Source organism: Dictyobacter alpinus (assembly GCF_003967575.1).
Classification (GTDB): Bacteria; Chloroflexota; Ktedonobacteria; order Ktedonobacterales; family Ktedonobacteraceae; genus Dictyobacter; species Dictyobacter alpinus.
Genome location: NZ_BIFT01000001.1, coordinates 1,157,721 through 1,175,330 on the forward strand (window position 1 = coordinate 1,157,721; position 17,610 = coordinate 1,175,330).

A 17,610-nucleotide genomic window follows, 5' to 3' on the forward strand; every position below is an offset into this window, starting at 1 on the left:
ATGGATTTTATGACGCGTAGTACAGAGGCGGGGACGGTGGTCGCCGTCTGTCGTAATCAGCAACCGGGACTTCCCAAACCAGTAGTGGATGAGATCATGCTACAGGCCAATTGGGGCGTCGAGGGTGATTATCATGCAGGCAAACTGGTACGCCACCGCTATCTGGCCAGGAAATATCCCAATCGACCAAATAAACGCCAGGTACTACTCGTCGATGTCCAGTCTTATACTGATATCGCTGAGGTTGATATCCAGTTAGGACCGGGCGCGATGGGAGAGAATATTACGGTCCAGGGGCTGGCAGTCATGCAGTTGCCCCTGGGCACACATGTGTCGGTTGGCGAGGCATTACTTGAGATCACAGAGGTGCGGACGCCGTGTAAGCAGTTGAACGGCATGCATGAACAACTCTTACAGGCGGTCACAACGAAAGAGCAAGGGAAAAAGTGCTTTAAAGCTGGCATGATGGCCCGCATCTTACGCGGTGGACGTGTGCGCGCTGGCGATCAGATCTGCATCCAACCAGACACAGCGCTCACACAACCACAACTTTTCCCGTAAATATGGCACAGATTTTAATTGCTGCGGCTACTGACCTGGGATACTTCTAGCTCATCTTCTTCGTACTCTTCCTCATATGGCTCAGGCTGCATCAATTGGAACACCGCTAACAGGAACATGACAAGCATGATCACGTGGAGCGCGGTACACCAGGCACAGATATTGTGCAGATAGACAAGCTCTGCATAGACCAGGTAGAGCGCGGTCAATACGCCAAGGCCGAACCAGGCGGTCTCGATAATCTTCAGGTTGCGGCGTTCAGGCCAGACTTTCCAGGCCAGCACGGCCAGCGTACCACTCACCACAAACCAGAGAAGTCCCGGAACCGAGATAGGAATCGAGGTGCCGGGTACCACCGAGAAGGAGCTGGAGAGAACACGCTCACAATTAATCACACCGCTCGTCGAGCAAACAACCGGTACTTTGTCATAATGAGCAATGGTTAAATAGATGGAGATCGCTACGCCGATTACTGATAGTATAAGATAGGTGAATTGAGCACCAAACCTACGCAAATCCGTCATTCGTACCTCTTTTTTTGTCTGTATGTTTCAGCATCAAGACAGTCTTCGCCACTCGTCATTCTGTAGATAGCATATGCTGAGTTCCACAAACTGTCAATAAACTTCATGTCAATATGGTCTTTTTGTGTCACCGCTCACCATGCTTCATCATAGCCAGGCCGTTATAGCTTTGCAATGGGCGAGGTGACTTGCTCGGAAAAATGGCAGGCGGCATAGTGCTCATGCCCCTCTTTAGCTTCAAAGGCTGGTTCAACCTGCCGACATATATCCTGCGCCATCGGACAACGTGTATGAAAGCGACATCCAGTGGGTATCTTCATTGGACTGGGTAGGTCACCACTAAGGATGATACGCTGGCGCTTTTTCTCTATCTGCGGATCAGGAATGGGAACTGCTGAGAGCAAGGCTCGGGTGTAGGGATGTTTGGGTGCAAGATAAAGTTCGTCGCGGTCAGCAATCTCAACGATTTTACCCAGATACATGACGGCAACACGATCAGCAACGTGGCGTACAACGCTGAGATCATGCGAGATAAAAAGATAGGTCAGGTTGAACTCGCGTTGCAGTCTTCGTAGTAGATTTAATACTTGCGCACGTACCGAGACATCTAGAGCTGAGACTGGCTCGTCAGCGATAATCAACTCGGGATTAAGGGCGAGAGCACGCGCAACGGCAATGCGTTGCCGCTGGCCACCGCTGAACTCGTGTGGATAGCGGTCGATGTATTCTGGTCGCAGTCCAACCACACTTAGCAATTCTTCGGTACGAGCACGAATCTCCTGCCTGGTCCCCATTTTATAAATATGCATGGGTTCAGCGATCAGGGAACCAATAGTGAAGCGGGGATTGAGCGAAGCAAAGGGATCTTGGAAAATCATCTGGACCTGGCGGCGCATCTGCCAGAGTGCATCGTCCTGGATAGTTCCCATATCCTGACCAGAAAAGAGGATCTGGCCAGCGGTTGGCTTGTAGAGGCGCACAATGGTGCGACCGATAGTGGTTTTACCGGAACCACTTTCACCAACCAGACCCAGCGTCTGCCCACGTTCAATGCTAAAACTGATATCGTCCACAGCCTGTACATTACCAACGGTATGTTGAAAGATGATGCCACGCGTGACAGGAAAATACATTTTCAAGTTGCGAACATCCAACAAAAGCTGGTTGCTGACGAGTGTTTCGGCCATAATAACTGCCTCCTCTGTGTCTCTCTCAGATTTAGGAATCATCTCGCGCGGCTCTGGCTCCAACTGGCTTCAGGGCTTCCTGCAAGGCTGCACGGCGTGATTGCTGGCGCTGTTGCGCTATCGCTTGCTGTTTGGGATCATTGACATCGGCCCAACAGGCTTTACGATGAGCGGGCTGGCCTGGAAGGGGCTCCAGCGCGGGCATACGCTGACAGTCTACACGGGCGAAAGAACAGCGAGGCATAAAGGGACAACCAGTAGGAGGATGTAGCAGGTCAGGAGGCGAGCCTTCAATGGTGTTGAGCTCCTGCTGGCGATCTTCATCCAGACGCGGCACAGACGAGAGGAGTCCCAGGGTATAGGGATGGGTTGGATGCGCGAATAGCTGGTCGGTTGGTGCTTCTTCTACGACTTTGCCAGCATACATGACGATGACACGGTCAGCGATGCCAGCCACGACACCAAGATCATGAGTAATCAAAATCAATGAGGTACCCAGTTCTTTACAGATACCATCAATTAACTCAAGGATCTGGGCCTGTACAGTTACATCCAGGGCGGTGGTGGGCTCATCCGCGATCAGCAATTGCGGATTACAGGCCAGGGCAATCGCGATCATAACACGTTGGCGCATACCACCACTAAATTGGTGTGGAAAGGCATCGATGCGCTCACGCGCAGCTGAAATACCTACTTGCTCCAACAAAGAAATCGCCCGCTCACGAGCTTCACGGTGGCCAAGTTTAAGATGGATCTTTAGTCCTTCAGCGATCTGCTTGCCAATGGTCATAGTTGGATTGAGGCAGGCCATCGGATCCTGGAAGATCATGCCTATCTGACCACCGCGTATACTACGCATGGTTTTTTCTGAGACGTCCAACAGATTCTGGCCAGCAAAGTTGATCTCGCCGCCAATATATTCACCGGGTGGCTGCGCGACAAGACGCATGATTGAGAGGGCCGTTACACTTTTGCCACACCCACTCTCACCCACGATCGCCACCTTTTCACCAGGGGCCACCGAGAAATTAACCCCATCGACTGCGTGTACATAGCCACTCCGCGTCTTAAAATAGGTCTTTAAATCCTTTACGTCTAGCAGATATTCCTTCAAATTCTCATCTCCTTTGGCTGAAAATGCTCAGTTCGTTCAATGGGATCGAGACGGAAATTGCCAGGCCACCACCTATTCCACACTTCTATCCACTATATTACACTATTGACGTTGTCTGCCCGGTGCAGAAGGTAGCCAGGAGCAAAAAACTTGCTACTATCATTAATAGACGCCAGAAGGTTTGAAAAGATGAAGAATTGCTAGCAAATCAGGATAAAGACTCCAGGAGGAGCCCACGCTCAACGACAAGGTCTACAAACAGGGTTTTATAACCAACCTCATCAAACAAGACGACCATTTTATCGCCTTCATAGCGCAAGACCAGTCCATCACCCCAGCTTTTATGGATAACTTTGGTGTTAATTGGAAAAGGCAAACTGGTAATATCTTCAATCACAAGAATGCCAGCATCACAATTGTCACAATTCTGGCAGGGCTGCTCCTCCAGATTCTCACCAAAGTAATTCAAGAGATATTCACGGCGGCAATCGCCCACTTCGGCATAGCAACGGATCATCTCAATACGGGAGCGATCAAATTCTCGTCGTGAGAGATGCGCGGCCATGGCCTCCTGAGTAACTTCATCGAGATTATCGATGACGCCATTGGACATAACTTCTCCATTGGGCAAGGTCTTGATTGCTCCGCTCTCCTGCAGGCGTGTCAGGGCCTCAGTCAGTTTTGAGCGCGAAAGATGGGTCACTTCAGCCAGTTCTTGCAATGTGACGGGATCGATCTGCTCTTGAATAACACGGGCGACTAACTCAACCTGGTCGATGTCGATACGGCCTGCTCCGGCGAAGAAGCGATGAATACGTAGATCTTCAGAGCGATAGAAGAGGATAGCGCGGGATGGCAGACCATCACGTCCGGCACGGCCGACTTCCTGATAATAGGAGTCCAGCGAATCACTGATGTCATAATGATAGACAAAACGTACATTGGGTTTGTCTATGCCCATACCAAAGGCAACAGTCGCAACGATAACCTCAAGCCGATCATCCATAAACTGCTGCTGGACCTGCTCACGCTCACCAGCACGCATGCCCGCATGATAGAAGGCCGCTGCAACACCCAACATACGCAGAGCATTGGAGATCTCTTCAGCATGTTTGCGGGTGGCGGTATAGATGATGCCAGGTCGCTCAGATTCCAATACGCGCTCGAGCAGAGCTTTCTTTTTGTCGGCCTCGCTATTGAATTTTTCAACACCCAGCCAGATATTAGGCCGATCAAAACCCTGGACGATCATCTGAGGATTTTTTAGTTGCAGCCGTTCGATAATCTCTTCGCGTACCAGCGGGGCAGCGGTCGCCGTTAAAGCCACCACGGTTGGATGGCCAAGGGCTTGAATGACTGAACTCAGGCGCAGATACTCTGGTCGGAAATCATGGCCCCATTCGCTAATGCAGTGAGCCTCATCGATGACAAAGAGGGCTGGTCGGGCTGCCTGCAGCTGGGTAATAAGTTCCTCGCTATTAAATTGCTCGGGTGCCAGGAAAAGAAAGTTTAACGTTCCGTCTTTAAGTTGCGCCAGGACTTTCTGACGTTCAGATTCACGCATAGTTGAGTTGATAAGGGCAGCCTTGCCGAGATTTAAATCTGCAATCGATTCAACCTGATCACGTTGTAGCGCAATCAAAGGCGAAACAATGATGGCAGGTCCCTTGAGAAGGAGCGTCGTCACCTGATAGATCAAGGATTTTCCCAGGCCGGTGGGCAAAATCGCGATGGTGTCGTTTCCATCGAGGATCGAGCGAATAGCTGCTGCCTGCCCTGGTCGCAACTCTTCATAACCAAATTTCTCACGGGTAATTCGTTCGAGCTGTCGCGTACTCTTTCTTCTGATCATCCTCGTCATGTCCATTCATCAATAATGTGCTGCGCTATTGGATTGCTTGCAACGTTGCGAACAAAGCGCATAAGGTCATGCATGGTCAGCTTTGCTCACTGGCTAAACCAGACCATTGGATGCCTCTTTATAGGGAACGAATGATACTGAAAAATGGATGAACTAAAGTACAACTGTGTGCAAGTGGCTTTATTTGCCAGTAATGGCAGCCTGGGCATCATGGGTAATAGTCCAGATAGCATGGGTATGCGGCACCTGAGCAAAATCATTATTTGCTTGCTCGGTAGATTCTCTATACTCCTGGGAGAGTGGTAAAGTAATAAACAGGGCTCGACGCTCATCTGGGAAACTTTGTATCTCTAAATGACCATTATGGCGCTCGACGATTTTTCGCGAGATGTAAAAGCCGGCACCTAACGAGCTAACACCCTGATCACGGATGGTGATCATAGCTTCAGAGCCAATTTGTTGCAGCATAATGGTAGTGGAATTTTCCTGATGCATAGAAGACCGCGTACTATCCAAAAGCATCGATAAGACCTGCCGAATCTGACTTTCGTCTACTTCGACTTCCAGTGGTTCATTCAATCCCTGATAATCTAGTTTCAGGAAGGTATCAGCGGTCTCTTCTTCCAGGATACTACGACATAGTTGAGCCAGATCACAGCGCTGACGATGCAAAATAAAGCGTTGTGTTTCAATGTCGGAGGTGCTTAACAGTTCCTGGACCAGGAGCTCGGTACGCTCAAGCGAATCTTCAATATCCGCAAAGCTCCTGGATACGATCTCTGAAAGCTCACTATTCCCCAATTTCTGCTGCAAGAGCTGGGTTAAATTTTTCAGACGCGTCACCGGCTCATTGAGTTCCTGAGAAACCAGGCTGACAACCTTGTCTTTGGTCGCGTGAGCCTCAGCCAGTTCATCAGTACGTTGCTGCACCAGCAACTCCAGGGAACGCGTGTAGAGTTCCAGTGCTTGCTGCTGCTCCTGTACCTGGCGGCGCAGTTCAAAGGTCTGGATGGCTCGAAGGAGAGCGGCGACAAAGTTATCGCGCTCGATCGGCTTCTGGATATAATCATAGGCACCACCACGCAGAGCCTGGATAGCGATATCATGCTCACCATGGCCAGTAATCAAAATAGTCGGGGTATCAGGTTGAGCCTCGCGAATCCTGGTCAGCAGGGTCAATCCATCTATTTCAGGCATCTTGATATCACTGACCACGGCCGCATACGTCTTCTCACGCAACAACTGCCACGCAATGCGGGCAGATTGGGCAGTATCTACCTGTATATCTGGCAAACGTAAGGCTAGCATACGTGGCAGGGCGCTCAGGAGCGCGGTATCATCATCAACGATTAAAATAGTAGGACGCGTCTTTTGATCTATGGATTGTGACACAGCTTGCGGTGAAACGCGAAATTCAGATGAGCGGGCGGGAAGGCCTCCTTGCAGGCGAATGCCCACTTGATCAAGCGTCATCAGATACCAGCCAGCAGAGTCCATCGCCACCTGCCCCGGCACCCACGAACCAAAGACACGGATCTCTATTTGTTCATCACATGACAGCTCATGACCATCCAGCAGTAAGTGATTGCGTTCCTCATCAAAAACAAGCATCCCAGTCAACTCGTGGGTAATATTCTCATCCATCATTGATTATCCATAATGTGTCTATAAATATAGCAGGAGAATAGCCTGAATATGCTTACACCCAACCTGCAACAGTTTCTACGTTCTTACATGTACGCTCTTGACGCCACGACTCACCACCATAAAACGGCGAAAATACGCAGTGAGTATTTCTGAATACGATATCATTGTCCTATCATCCTGTGAAATCTCGCATCCAAAATAGCTAATATGGGCTTGTACCTTAGTACCTTAGACCTTTGCGAAAATATTCTGCTCAGGGCTTTTTCATATTCACTTCTGTACACTTTTGATATATTCTCTTAATAGAACTGTATTGAGGAGTTTTTTTATAGATGAGATCAATCTTGGATCACGGCACGTATAGATATCGATGGAGATATTACCGGGATGAATACGCTGAAAGTACAAGAAGTCGTGAAACGTTTTGGCAACACGCTGGCTTTGGATCAGCTGAATCTGACCTTGTCCGATAACGAATTTTTAACACTGCTCGGTCCCTCTAATAGTGGCAAATCAACGCTCCTCCAGATGATTGCTGGACTGGACCAGCCTGATGAGGGGAAAATCTATTGGGATGCTCTTGATATTACACATAGATATGCAACCTTACGCAATGTGGTATTGGTCTCACAGAAGTATGGTATGGCTTCTCAACTGAGTGTCTATGACAATATCGCTCAAGCATTACGCTTCCGGCACCTTACAAAAAAAGAGCTACAACTTCATGTGTTAGCTGCTCTGGAACTGTTAGAGTTAGAGAAGCTTCAGCAGCGCATCTTGAGAACGCTATCGGGCGGCGAAGTACAACGAGTAGCAATTGCTCGCGCGATGGTACGCAATGCTGATCTCTATCTTTTCGACGATCCAATCACTCAAGTAGATCCACATACACGTTATCGCATCCAACAAGCAATGCTGCTTGTCCATAAACTTAAAACAGCTATGAGTATTTATGCTACCCATCATCCAGCCGACGCGTTTGCCATTGGGGGTCGCATCGCTATCATCAATCAGGGACGCATTGAGCAGCTCGGCGACACTGATACATTATTGACTCGGCCCGTCAACCTGTTTGTAGCCCAATTTCTTAACCAGCCATTTCTAAACCAATTGACCGGCACCATCCAGGCAATTGAAACCGGCTATACAGTGCAAGCGGGCGCATTAAAGATGGTATTAGATGCCAGATGGCAAGCCGTGCTGGCTCCCATTCAGGACCAAAATCAGCTCATTCTTGGCATTCGGCCTGGCACAATCAACTTTGAATGGGCTCTTAAGTCAATCAATACCAGCAACTATATACTGCTCACAGCCTGCGTGCTTAGCGTCGATTTATTGATGGGCTACCTGACCATTCAGTTGAATATTGGAGAAGAGACAACACTGAGGGCGGAACTAAAAGATAGCAAACAACCTGCGCCCACGGTAGGTTCTTACATTACGATCGGCCTTGATCCAGCCGACATTTATCTCTTCAATCCTCAAACTAAAGCCCTGATCTATCCTTCAGATCTCTAAGCCACGAACTATTTTGCCTGGAGCGTGTTTGATGCCTACCCACATCAAGAGAGTATGGCATCCCACCCTCCAGCGCTGATGTGGAGAGGTCATTCTTCGTTCTGTTGTGAGAGCGTTCTGAGGTACATCATGAGGGAGATAAAACCGCAAGTATCAATGAGTACACCAATGCCTCCGTAGCCAGTACATAGGGTTAATAGTCCAAAAGCGAAACATATACCACTTAAAATTGCCCATTTTCGGCCGGGATTTTCCATCCGATTTCCCCTTTTAGTCAGGATCAGAGAACCTGGTACTCTTATAGTATATTCTCCTTTAATTATACCTGACATCAGCCTTCTTTACCGCATAATAATGGATGATAAAAAGTAGCTTTTTTCTGAGGCTTCTCACTTGCGGTACGCGTTTATGCTTATAGATGATTACTAAAAAAAGTTATGATAGTCCTATTGGAAATAGGCAACGAGATTTTTTGGCTGCTAGTAACCTTCAACTAAAGAGAACGTTGTAAAATACATATGGCCGTATTTTTTCTACTGATTATAACAATTTTTTATACTTCCTATTTTTTGCTAGTAAGGATTACTACATGTACGATCCAGATAAAACGATGCCGCTGCCGTTGACCAACGACACGCCTCGGCCACAACCACCGAATAAAAAATATCGGCTTGGTCTGGCAATGATAATTGCTGCAATTGTTCTGCTTGTTATTAGTGTACTTATATTTTTTCCATTCATTCAGACATCTACGAATCCACAATTGAGCAATGTACCAACCAGGAAGCCAACACCAACACGGATACTTCCAACACCCACACCTACGCCTACGCCGTTTGATCCTGCGGTTGGAGCGATACTACCAAACTACAGGGTGATAGCCTTCTATGCGGTTCCAGGTGCTGAGGTAACCGGACCCGCTTATGCGCCGGATGCCCAAATGCTGACAAAGCTAAAGGCACAAAGCGATGCCTATGAAAAATTAGATGCAACGCACCCGGTAAAAATGGGGATTGATCTGGTTGTAAGTGTACCGGACAACTATCCCGGGCCAGATCACACCTATAGCCATCATGTAGATAACGATACAATCCAGCATTATATTGATTTCTGTCAGAATAACAATCTTTTGCTCTTCCTAGACCTCAACTTTGGGCAGGCAGTTGTAAAGGATGAACTGGCCTACTTTATGCCTTATCTGGAACACTACACATTTGTGCATATGGCGATCGATCCTGAATGGATGTTTCCACGCCATGATGGTATTCCAGGCACAAATTTGAGTAACGTACGTGCAACCGATCTGAACCCAGCCATTGAAGAACTGGCCGCACTGCCAATGAAATATCATGTGCCACGCAAAATTCTGATCATCCATCAATATCGTGGTGATGGCGATACACTGGCAACTCCTTTTGACGCGGGCCAGGCAGAAATTGCGGATAAACGAAACCTATTTTCAGACCCCAGGGTTGATGTGGTCCTGCACGTGGATAGCGTTGGTGGTTTTCCCGGCGATCACCAGGAAAAAGTACTGCAATACAGTCAATGGGTCAAAGATGATATGCATAAATACAATAACTTCAAGTATGGTGGCTTTAAAATCTTCTATCGACTTGAAGCTCCAACTGGCTTGATGACGCCACAAGAAATTCTAGCTATGGATCCACCACCGATGGTCGTTACTTACGGAAACTAATACTGGACGAAAAACTTTTGCTAGCAACTGTTGTATGGACCTGGAAGCAATAAAGCAGTCATAATCGCCTTCTTTGTTGGCTACATAAGAAATAAAGCGCTGCTTTATTTCTTATGTGTAGCCAACAATCCATACAAATCCACTTTTTCAAGCACCCACTCAGCTCTTCAAACTAAGCTTCAAACCTATAATGCACTAATAGTAATATTCAGCAACTTCTTTCTTGCTATAAAATTTACAGATGTTTATACTTATATTAAAAGGCTGGTCTCACGTCAAAAATTGATCAATTTTTGCGTTCTATACTTATTCCTAATTTGCGAGTACGCTACTTTACACTATTCCGGTGCTGGAACTAGAGGTCTCACATGACTGGTGCATATTCTGGGAAGGAGCCATATCTATGAGACTAATATACCAGGACTTAGTCAAGCTTGAATCCAGGTTATTATATGAACATCAAGGTTTTTGTGAATTGCTCCCGTAAAGATAAAGATGAGTTGTTATGGCAAAACTTGAAGATCCAATTGACCCCGTATACGGCCAAACATAATATCCAGCTATGGAATGCCAATCAAGACATCAAACCCGGGCAGAATATAAAACAAGAGATCGATACTCATCTACAAGCGGCACACATATTCTTCTTCTTACTGAGTGCAGATTATTTTTCCGACTCAAGGTGCATGCAACAACATCAACAGGCATTGATGCGCCAACAGCAGGATAAAGAGTCGGTCACTATTATCCCTATCCTATTGCGGCACTGCTCATGGGAAGATGCAGATCTGGAGAATATACAGCTTCTTCCACTCGACCATAATCCTATTGCCAGCGCCACCGACCCTGATAAACTTATGCGTCAGGTCTCCCAGGAAATTCGCGCTATCATAGAGCAACGAAGAAGTGCCAATGAAGTTCACACCCAACCCTCACAATCGGATCAAGCCAGGGCAACACTAACTTCATCGTCCGAGCATAAGAAAAAAGGCAACTCATATACTAATCCAGCTCCAGTCATTAATGCATCCGTCTTTGGAAATAACTATGGCCAGATCATCAATAATCATGGCTCTAACTTTTCTAATGGAGGCACACAGGCAAGAGAATTTCGCGTCTCAAACTCTCTCCAACAAGACGAGATAATGGATATAGGAATTATCATCGCGTTAAAAGAAGAGTTCGCTGTTCTCTATGCGGACATCGCTAATAGTTGTGAAGCCATCAACGATATAGATACTGGTGAATATTATTATCAGTTTGAGCGCCCTAGCAGGGCAAATACGCGCCCATATCGTTGTATAGCTACCTTTATCGGCAATATGGGGCCAGTCAAAGCCACATTACAAACCCAGAAGATGATCACACGCTGGCACCCTTCCACCCTGGTGATGGTGGGTATCGCAGCATCACTCAATGCGGATGCCAAAGTTGGAGATGTCATCATTGCTGATCAGATAGATGCATATCTGGACAATGCGAAAGCAGCTCCGATGGCCAATCTAGAGGGTTATGAGTTGAAATTCAGCGGCAGTGTCTACCGTGCAACCGGCTCATTGATAAAGGCCGTACAGCATTTCGAATTTAGCTCTCCCACACTCTTCCAGTCCTGGCAGGACCAAAGTAAAGTTGCGCAACAGCAGTTGCTAGCAGCGCAATACACGGAACTTATTAAGGCTGGATTGCTACGTGAACAAGCTCAAATTATCGAGGGCCATATTGCTTCTGGTCCCATTATAGGAGCCAGCCAGGCATTCCAGCATTGGCTTAAAACACATGACCGTAAATACCTCGCCCTCGAAATGGAGGCTGCGGGACTCATGGCTACCGTCTATGAACAAACTTCGCCGCAGAACACATTAGTCTTACGTGCAATCTCCGATAATGGGGATGAAGCCAAAAAAGAGCTTGATAACATTGGGAATGGACTTCTGCGCCGTTACGCCATGGGTAATGCGATCAAATTACTATGGGGATTACTTGAGGCCAGATTACTTCCTCAACACGCATAAAAATGTGAAGGCAAGGTAATAATGCGAGAAGACGAGACTGAAGAACAAGAAGCTTTCTCAGATGATCCAGCGCAAGGTACACAGGATACGGAAGACACCAACGCTTCCGTGCAGGCCGAGCACATTGATACCTCTGTCCTTGGCACCAACTACGGCAGTGTGGTCAATAATAATGGGCTCAGCCTGAATGACACTATCAAGGTATTTCAAATGATGATGCTTAACTATCATCCAGGTCATCCATTTGATCCGTCCGCCTTGAGCCAGGCATTTACTACCAATCAGACATATGAGCGCAAGAAATATGCAGCCGCCATGGCTGAACAAGAGTTTCAGGATGGTATCTTTGAAAATGAGATATCTATAAAAGATGCACCCGGGGCCGCCGATCCAAATGCTATGCCAGCAGATATTGACGATTGGTATTACGATAGTCTGGATGAGTACGAGCGGTATTATGTAATTACTGTGGCTATGCTACAAGGTAGTCCAGCCAGTGAGATCACAAAAAAGGCTCGTGAACTGTATCACAGCATGTCGAACGGAGAAGTACTTTCAGCGCGATCAGCTTCCAGGCTCAGAAAACGCACCTATACGCTTGTACAAGAAGGTGGTGACCCTCGTATATTCTGGCAAAATCCAGAATTAGGTCCACGTATATTACATTTTATTGCGGAAGAATCAGTAGAATGGCCAGGCTCCCAGCCCGGTCAGAGCTTTATAGATATGCTACAAAGCTGGCCGGAAGGATTAAATGGTGAAAATTCTCGCCGCTCTGCACGTGCGCTCGGCTCAATTTTAGCATATCAAAATATCAACCAACTCTGGCGTGTCGCCAATACCTGGGCTGATCGCAAAACTGCCCGTGATTGGCGTACAGCTGCCTCGCTTCTGGCCGGAGCTTATGAAACCAACGTCAGCAAAACACAAAGCAAAAACACCGATGCTCTCGTCGATTCGCTATTACGCTTATTAAGCCAATGGACCGAGCGCTGGATACAATCAACTAACCCACGCGTAGGGTGTGCTGCCGCGTACACTTATGGTTTAATTGGACGTCATTTGCCATTGAAAGCTCTTCAGGGATTGGAGCAATTACAAAACATTCCACAGAGGAATGTCACACATAGGGCCATCAATAATGTAGATGCATTTCCGAGTGAACTGGCTTCCGCAATCGTTTCAGCCTATGTAACAATCTCGTTAGCAGGACATATCCGTAGCGTATTAGATGCCCTGGCAACCCAGGCGGAACAGCTCACCCATCATCATCAACCATCCACAAAAATCAGTTCCTATCTGCAAGAAAAACGGCAAAGAGAAGTAGTGCTCAACATAATCTTTGATGCTTTTTTTCTTATCGCCGCTTCATCACTTTCTACATCAAATCCAACGATTAACATCCCATACAATATCCACCAGTCTCTTCCTGAACAACCAACACTTCCTGATCGAAATAAACAAGACACATTACTGTCGGGAATTCTCGCAATAAACGAAAACCAGTGGCGTCAAAATCTCTCTATACTGCTTTGTGCAGCAATCATTGAAGGGAAAAGTAAACCAGCCATTGATCTATTACATCAATGGGCCTCTATTATTCTGAGCCAATCAAACGATCAATCGGAAGAGCTCTATACACACTTTGTAGAATTTATGGTTAATCTCGGCAAAATGTTGCAATGCTGGCAACATGACCAGCCGGACAAAAGTGGTCACTACGCTCTGGCCTTACAAGCTTACGAAAATAGATTGACCAGTTGGTTACAAGAGGGTGGAGGACAATCAAAAAGTATCGGGATGTTAGCGCGACACATCTTACAACAAGCAGACTGGTAAAAGCAGATCTATTCTACATACATGCCAAGGAGGGGTTGATACCATGTCATCATCGTACAATTCGAACCAGGGATCAAATGTACTCACAAATTATTACAACATGATCATCAGAAAAACGGTTGAACCTGTATTTGGCTTTTTTGATCGCACCGTTTTAGCAGTTGAAGGTTTTAGTATGGAAGTTTACCGAGATGGCCGTTTCATCTGCTCATTACGTACTACCGACCAGGGAATGGGCCAGGATACTCCTCAAAGCATAGGAGAAGCCAAACTACGCAGTGGAGATGTCATTCATTATGTGAACCTCGGCCCCCAGGAATTGCAATTAAGCGCACGTCTCACTACCAAAGATCGCTATAATCCCAGCTATACTGCCACTGTGATGTTGCGTATAAACAATCCACAGGCCTTTTTACAATGCTATGTCCAAAACCTGGATCCGCTGGGCCTTATGAAAAGGGGCATCGAGGAAGCCTTCCAACGCTATGCTCGCGAGAATGATCACGATCGCATAAAAGAAAGAGATTTTGAATACGCCGCCAATAAAAATATGAAGGGACGCCGTACAGGTCTCTGGATCATACGTACACATGCCATGATTAACTGGGATGCGCAAAGACAACAAATGCTGGCTATTGAACGTCAGGCTGAAATCCAAAAGACGAAAGTGCGCACCCAGGCCGACATCCAGAGCCTGGAAGCTATGTACAACCGTCAGGAAAAATCTCGTGATACGGATTTCAGCCTGGGCGAGAACGCAAAAAAACAATCGTTCCAACGTGGAGAAAAGCTAAACGAGCGCATCGTAAGCGAAATGGAAAATTATATTATCTCGCTTTTTGTGATGGAGATCGAGACAGGCTTTACTCCAACCCAAATTCTACAGAGACATCCAGAGATAGCTGGCTTTATCAACACGCATCCTGAAATAAAACAGCTAATTAATGGACGCTTACAGCAGCGATCCTCCCAACAACCACGCCTGATTGATCAGAACGTTACAGATATCAATCAAAACAGACCCAACCAGCGTCAAAGAAACGACGGTTCGTCTCATTAACTGATCACAGGTTCAACGGCAATTATTGTTGTGCGATTTTGTATTACATAGCAATAATTGCTATTTAAGATATATGTTGAAAATTGGCTCCTGGATAAATGAATAAAATTAAGCTATAATATTTCAAGAGAAACGAAACTAATTATTAGCTGGCATTATTAATAAAAGATGTTTATCTCAAAGTAGTTCCAATATTTAAATAAAAGAGAAAGCAAGATAGATTATGGTGGATGATTATCCATTACATCCAGAAAGTTATGCCGCTCTTAATCGACATGACTGTTCTTGCCTCATAGTTATCAAAGATAGACCGGAACCAGGCTGTGCGCATTAAGACAGTACGTGTGTGGCATGCACTGTAGCTCGTCCTATCCATATAAGCATCTGCATATACCTAAATTTTATCAAACATCTCATAGATTTTAGGACATAATTGAAAAGCCCACTTGTCTTTGCAAGTGGGCTTTTTCATCTTATCTCTTTACTTTTGCTGCTACCAGCCGCCGTGGTGATGATGGTGGCCATGGTGGTGGTGATGATGTTCACGACCATAGAAATCCCCACCATAAAAGTCTCGACGCATGTAGGGGCGACGGAAGAAAAAGGGTCTGCGATATGGGCGATAGTAGCCATAGCTCATCCAACGTCTGGGTCTGAACAGGCTACCCAGAGCGGTGAAAAGTATAATCACGAATAATATCACCAGTAGAAACATTATAGACTCCTTATATATGCTAGTTTTTTATACCTTAATGCAAGTGCATATCATTTATATTCTTAGTTATATATACAGATATACGTAAAAATGTTGCAAAAATAAAATAGCCATCAGGCAATACCCAATTGGTAGGCCAGTACCACCAGTTGGGCTCGATCGCGGGCACCCAGTTTGGCAAAAATATGATTGATATGAGTTTTGATAGTAGAATCACTGACCGAGAGGGCGGAAGCAATCTCGGTATTGTTATGCCCTTTGACGATCAATTTAACTACATCCAGCTCGCGTGTGGTCAGGCCACTGGTCTCCAATTGGGGAGTTGGGAGCGGTGGAGCAGCTGGAGCGGATAGGCCAGCCAGCAGCTGGGCGGCACTGGCCGCTTGCAATATTATCTGCCCTCGGGCTACGGTGCGGATAGCACCACTCACCTCTTCGGCGCTACAATCTTTGAGTAGATAGCCTGCGGCCCCGGCCCGCATACCTTCAATGACCATTTCAGGAGTATCAAAGGTGGTTAACAACAATATGCGTGGCCTGGATGAGCTGGCTTGCTTGCGAATGCGCTCGGTGGCTTCTATCCCATCACAGACTGGCATGCGTATGTCCATCAAGATTACATCGGGTTCTTTTTCCAGGGCCAGTTGTATGGCCAGCATACCGTTTTCTGCCTCACCAATGACATCAATATCGTCTGCATCTTCCAGGATAATGCGCAATCCTTCGCGCATCAGTCGCTGATCATCCACTATGAGCACCCGGATCTGTTGTATATTCATACTATTCCTCTTGCTTTTTGTAGGCCGGTAGCAATGAATGGGATACGCAAGGTGACTGAGAAGCCTCCCTCATCCAGTGGTCCTGCTTCGACCTCGCCGCCAAGTGCTACCGCACGTTCGCGCATGCCCTGCAAGCCATGATGACCATATGCATGTAAGTTGTCTGCCTTATGTACGGGCTCATCACTGGCTTGCGCTTGTTTCCCCTGACCATCATCGCGCACCTGCAGCGTCAAGGCTGACTCGCGCCAACGTAGTGTGATCCAGATCGTTTGAGCGTGTCCATGGCGGTTGGCATTCGTGAGCATCTCGCGTAAGGCATATTGCAGCGTTTCCTGCTGAACTATACTTAGCGCTTCATGGGCGGGTGGCAAACCTTCTTCTGTAAACAAGCAGTGGATTCCAGTGCGTTCACCAAAGGTTGTGGCAGCACGATTCAATTTCAGCGTCAGGCGACCTTGATCAATAGGAGTCCTCGGTACTTCTCTTAATAAGCCCACCACGCGTCGACTTTCCGCGATACTCTCGCGGATCAAGGCTGCCATATCGTCCAGCTTGATTGAGAGGCGATTGGGATCGCGTGTGGCCAGATGGCGGGCGGCCTGTACCTGTATGGAGAGAATTGACAGGGTATGCGAGAGTACATCATGGATGTCACGTGCTATACGTGTGCGCTCGCGCTCGGCGGCCAATGCTTCTGAGCGGGCTATTTCTGCTCGCAATTGCTCCTGGGTTTCTTGTAATTTATTGATCAGGAGAAATTCTATGCGCCGTGTCCAACTCACCCAACTGACACCAATAGCTACTGGGAGTAATATTGTGTTGGGCATCAAATCCTTTACTTGATGTGAGAGTAAAAAGTGGGTTGATCCATTGGTCAATATTAATGCAAGCATGCAGCCTGACAGTAGTGGTAAAGACCATTTTAAGGGAAAGCGATAAAAAGCTATGCTGCAAATCATATATATGCTAAAATATCCCCAGTTACCAGCAAAGGATATGCTAAGAAGCAGGCTGAGTAGCAGGCAAATCCAATAGATAGCAACGAGCAGCAGAAATTGTTTGAGTGCACGCGAAATTATCAGGAGCAGGGC

At 46.9% G+C, this 17,610-nt stretch carries 14 protein-coding genes; 6 read left to right on the top strand and 8 right to left on the bottom strand.

Annotated elements, in window-relative coordinates:
• Window positions 1-9 precede the first annotated feature (9 nt).
• Window positions 10-561: an MOSC domain-containing protein gene (locus EL633_RS04605; RefSeq protein WP_161981945.1), complete on the top strand. Its 552-nt coding sequence runs from the start codon at window positions 10-12 to the stop codon at window positions 559-561.
• Between the two features lie 14 nt (window positions 562-575).
• Here the strand turns inward: EL633_RS04605 and EL633_RS04610 are convergent, their stop codons facing one another.
• The 5 genes from EL633_RS04610 to EL633_RS04630 form a co-directional block, all read right to left on the bottom strand.
• Window positions 576-1,085, bottom strand: a complete 510-nt coding sequence (locus EL633_RS04610) for a vitamin K epoxide reductase family protein (protein WP_126626065.1) — start codon at window positions 1,083-1,085, stop codon at window positions 576-578.
• Window positions 1,086-1,246: 161 nt separating this feature from the next.
• Window positions 1,247-2,272: an ABC transporter ATP-binding protein gene (locus EL633_RS04615; protein WP_126626066.1), complete on the bottom strand. Its 1,026-nt coding sequence runs from the start codon at window positions 2,270-2,272 to the stop codon at window positions 1,247-1,249.
• Window positions 2,273-2,303: 31 nt separating this feature from the next.
• A complete protein-coding gene (locus tag EL633_RS04620) occupies window positions 2,304-3,386 on the bottom strand; it encodes an ABC transporter ATP-binding protein (RefSeq protein WP_126626067.1) in 1,083 nt (360 codons plus the stop codon).
• A 208-nt stretch (window positions 3,387-3,594) separates the two neighbouring features.
• Complete coding sequence (locus EL633_RS04625) at window positions 3,595-5,238, bottom strand: RecQ family ATP-dependent DNA helicase (protein ID WP_170216683.1); 1,644 nt, start codon at window positions 5,236-5,238, stop codon at window positions 3,595-3,597.
• Between the two features lie 189 nt (window positions 5,239-5,427).
• On the bottom strand, window positions 5,428-6,894 hold the full coding sequence (locus EL633_RS04630) for a response regulator (protein ID WP_246039081.1): 1,467 nt from the start codon (window positions 6,892-6,894) through the stop codon (window positions 5,428-5,430).
• Window positions 6,895-7,281: 387 nt separating this feature from the next.
• Here EL633_RS04630 and EL633_RS04635 point away from each other — a divergent pair, with 387 nt between their 5' ends.
• The 5 genes from EL633_RS04635 to EL633_RS04655 all read left to right on the top strand — a co-directional run bounded on the left by EL633_RS04635 (window position 7,282) and on the right by EL633_RS04655 (window position 15,022).
• Window positions 7,282-8,412 carry an ABC transporter ATP-binding protein gene (locus EL633_RS04635; protein ID WP_126626069.1) on the top strand — a complete coding sequence of 377 codons (1,131 nt, stop codon included), beginning with the start codon at window positions 7,282-7,284 and terminating at the stop codon, window positions 8,410-8,412.
• A 589-nt stretch (window positions 8,413-9,001) separates the two neighbouring features.
• Complete coding sequence (locus EL633_RS04640) at window positions 9,002-10,111, top strand: hypothetical protein (RefSeq protein WP_126626070.1); 1,110 nt, start codon at window positions 9,002-9,004, stop codon at window positions 10,109-10,111.
• A 452-nt stretch (window positions 10,112-10,563) separates the two neighbouring features.
• The gene (locus tag EL633_RS04645) at window positions 10,564-12,123 is read left to right on the top strand and encodes a TIR domain-containing protein (protein ID WP_126626071.1); all 1,560 of its coding nucleotides are present in this window, start codon (window positions 10,564-10,566) and stop codon (window positions 12,121-12,123) included.
• A gap of 21 nt (window positions 12,124-12,144) precedes the next feature.
• Window positions 12,145-13,962 (top strand): hypothetical protein, encoded by a 1,818-nt coding sequence (locus tag EL633_RS04650; protein WP_126626072.1) that lies wholly within the window; start codon window positions 12,145-12,147, stop codon window positions 13,960-13,962.
• Window positions 13,963-14,005: 43 nt separating this feature from the next.
• Window positions 14,006-15,022: a hypothetical protein gene (locus EL633_RS04655; RefSeq protein ID WP_126626073.1), complete on the top strand. Its 1,017-nt coding sequence runs from the start codon at window positions 14,006-14,008 to the stop codon at window positions 15,020-15,022.
• A 493-nt stretch (window positions 15,023-15,515) separates the two neighbouring features.
• Here the strand turns inward: EL633_RS04655 and EL633_RS04660 are convergent, their stop codons facing one another.
• From EL633_RS04660 to EL633_RS36480, 3 genes are all read right to left on the bottom strand, one after another.
• Window positions 15,516-15,737 (bottom strand): hypothetical protein, encoded by a 222-nt coding sequence (locus EL633_RS04660; protein WP_126626074.1) that lies wholly within the window; start codon window positions 15,735-15,737, stop codon window positions 15,516-15,518.
• 113 nt (window positions 15,738-15,850) lie between these two features.
• A complete protein-coding gene (locus tag EL633_RS04665; protein ID WP_126626075.1) occupies window positions 15,851-16,516 on the bottom strand; it encodes a response regulator transcription factor in 666 nt (221 codons plus the stop codon).
• The gene (locus EL633_RS36480; protein ID WP_161981946.1) at window positions 16,513-17,346 is read right to left on the bottom strand and encodes a sensor histidine kinase; all 834 of its coding nucleotides are present in this window, start codon (window positions 17,344-17,346) and stop codon (window positions 16,513-16,515) included. Before EL633_RS36480 ends, EL633_RS04665 begins: the two co-directional genes overlap by 4 nt.
• Between the last annotated feature and the right edge of the window lie 264 nt (window positions 17,347-17,610).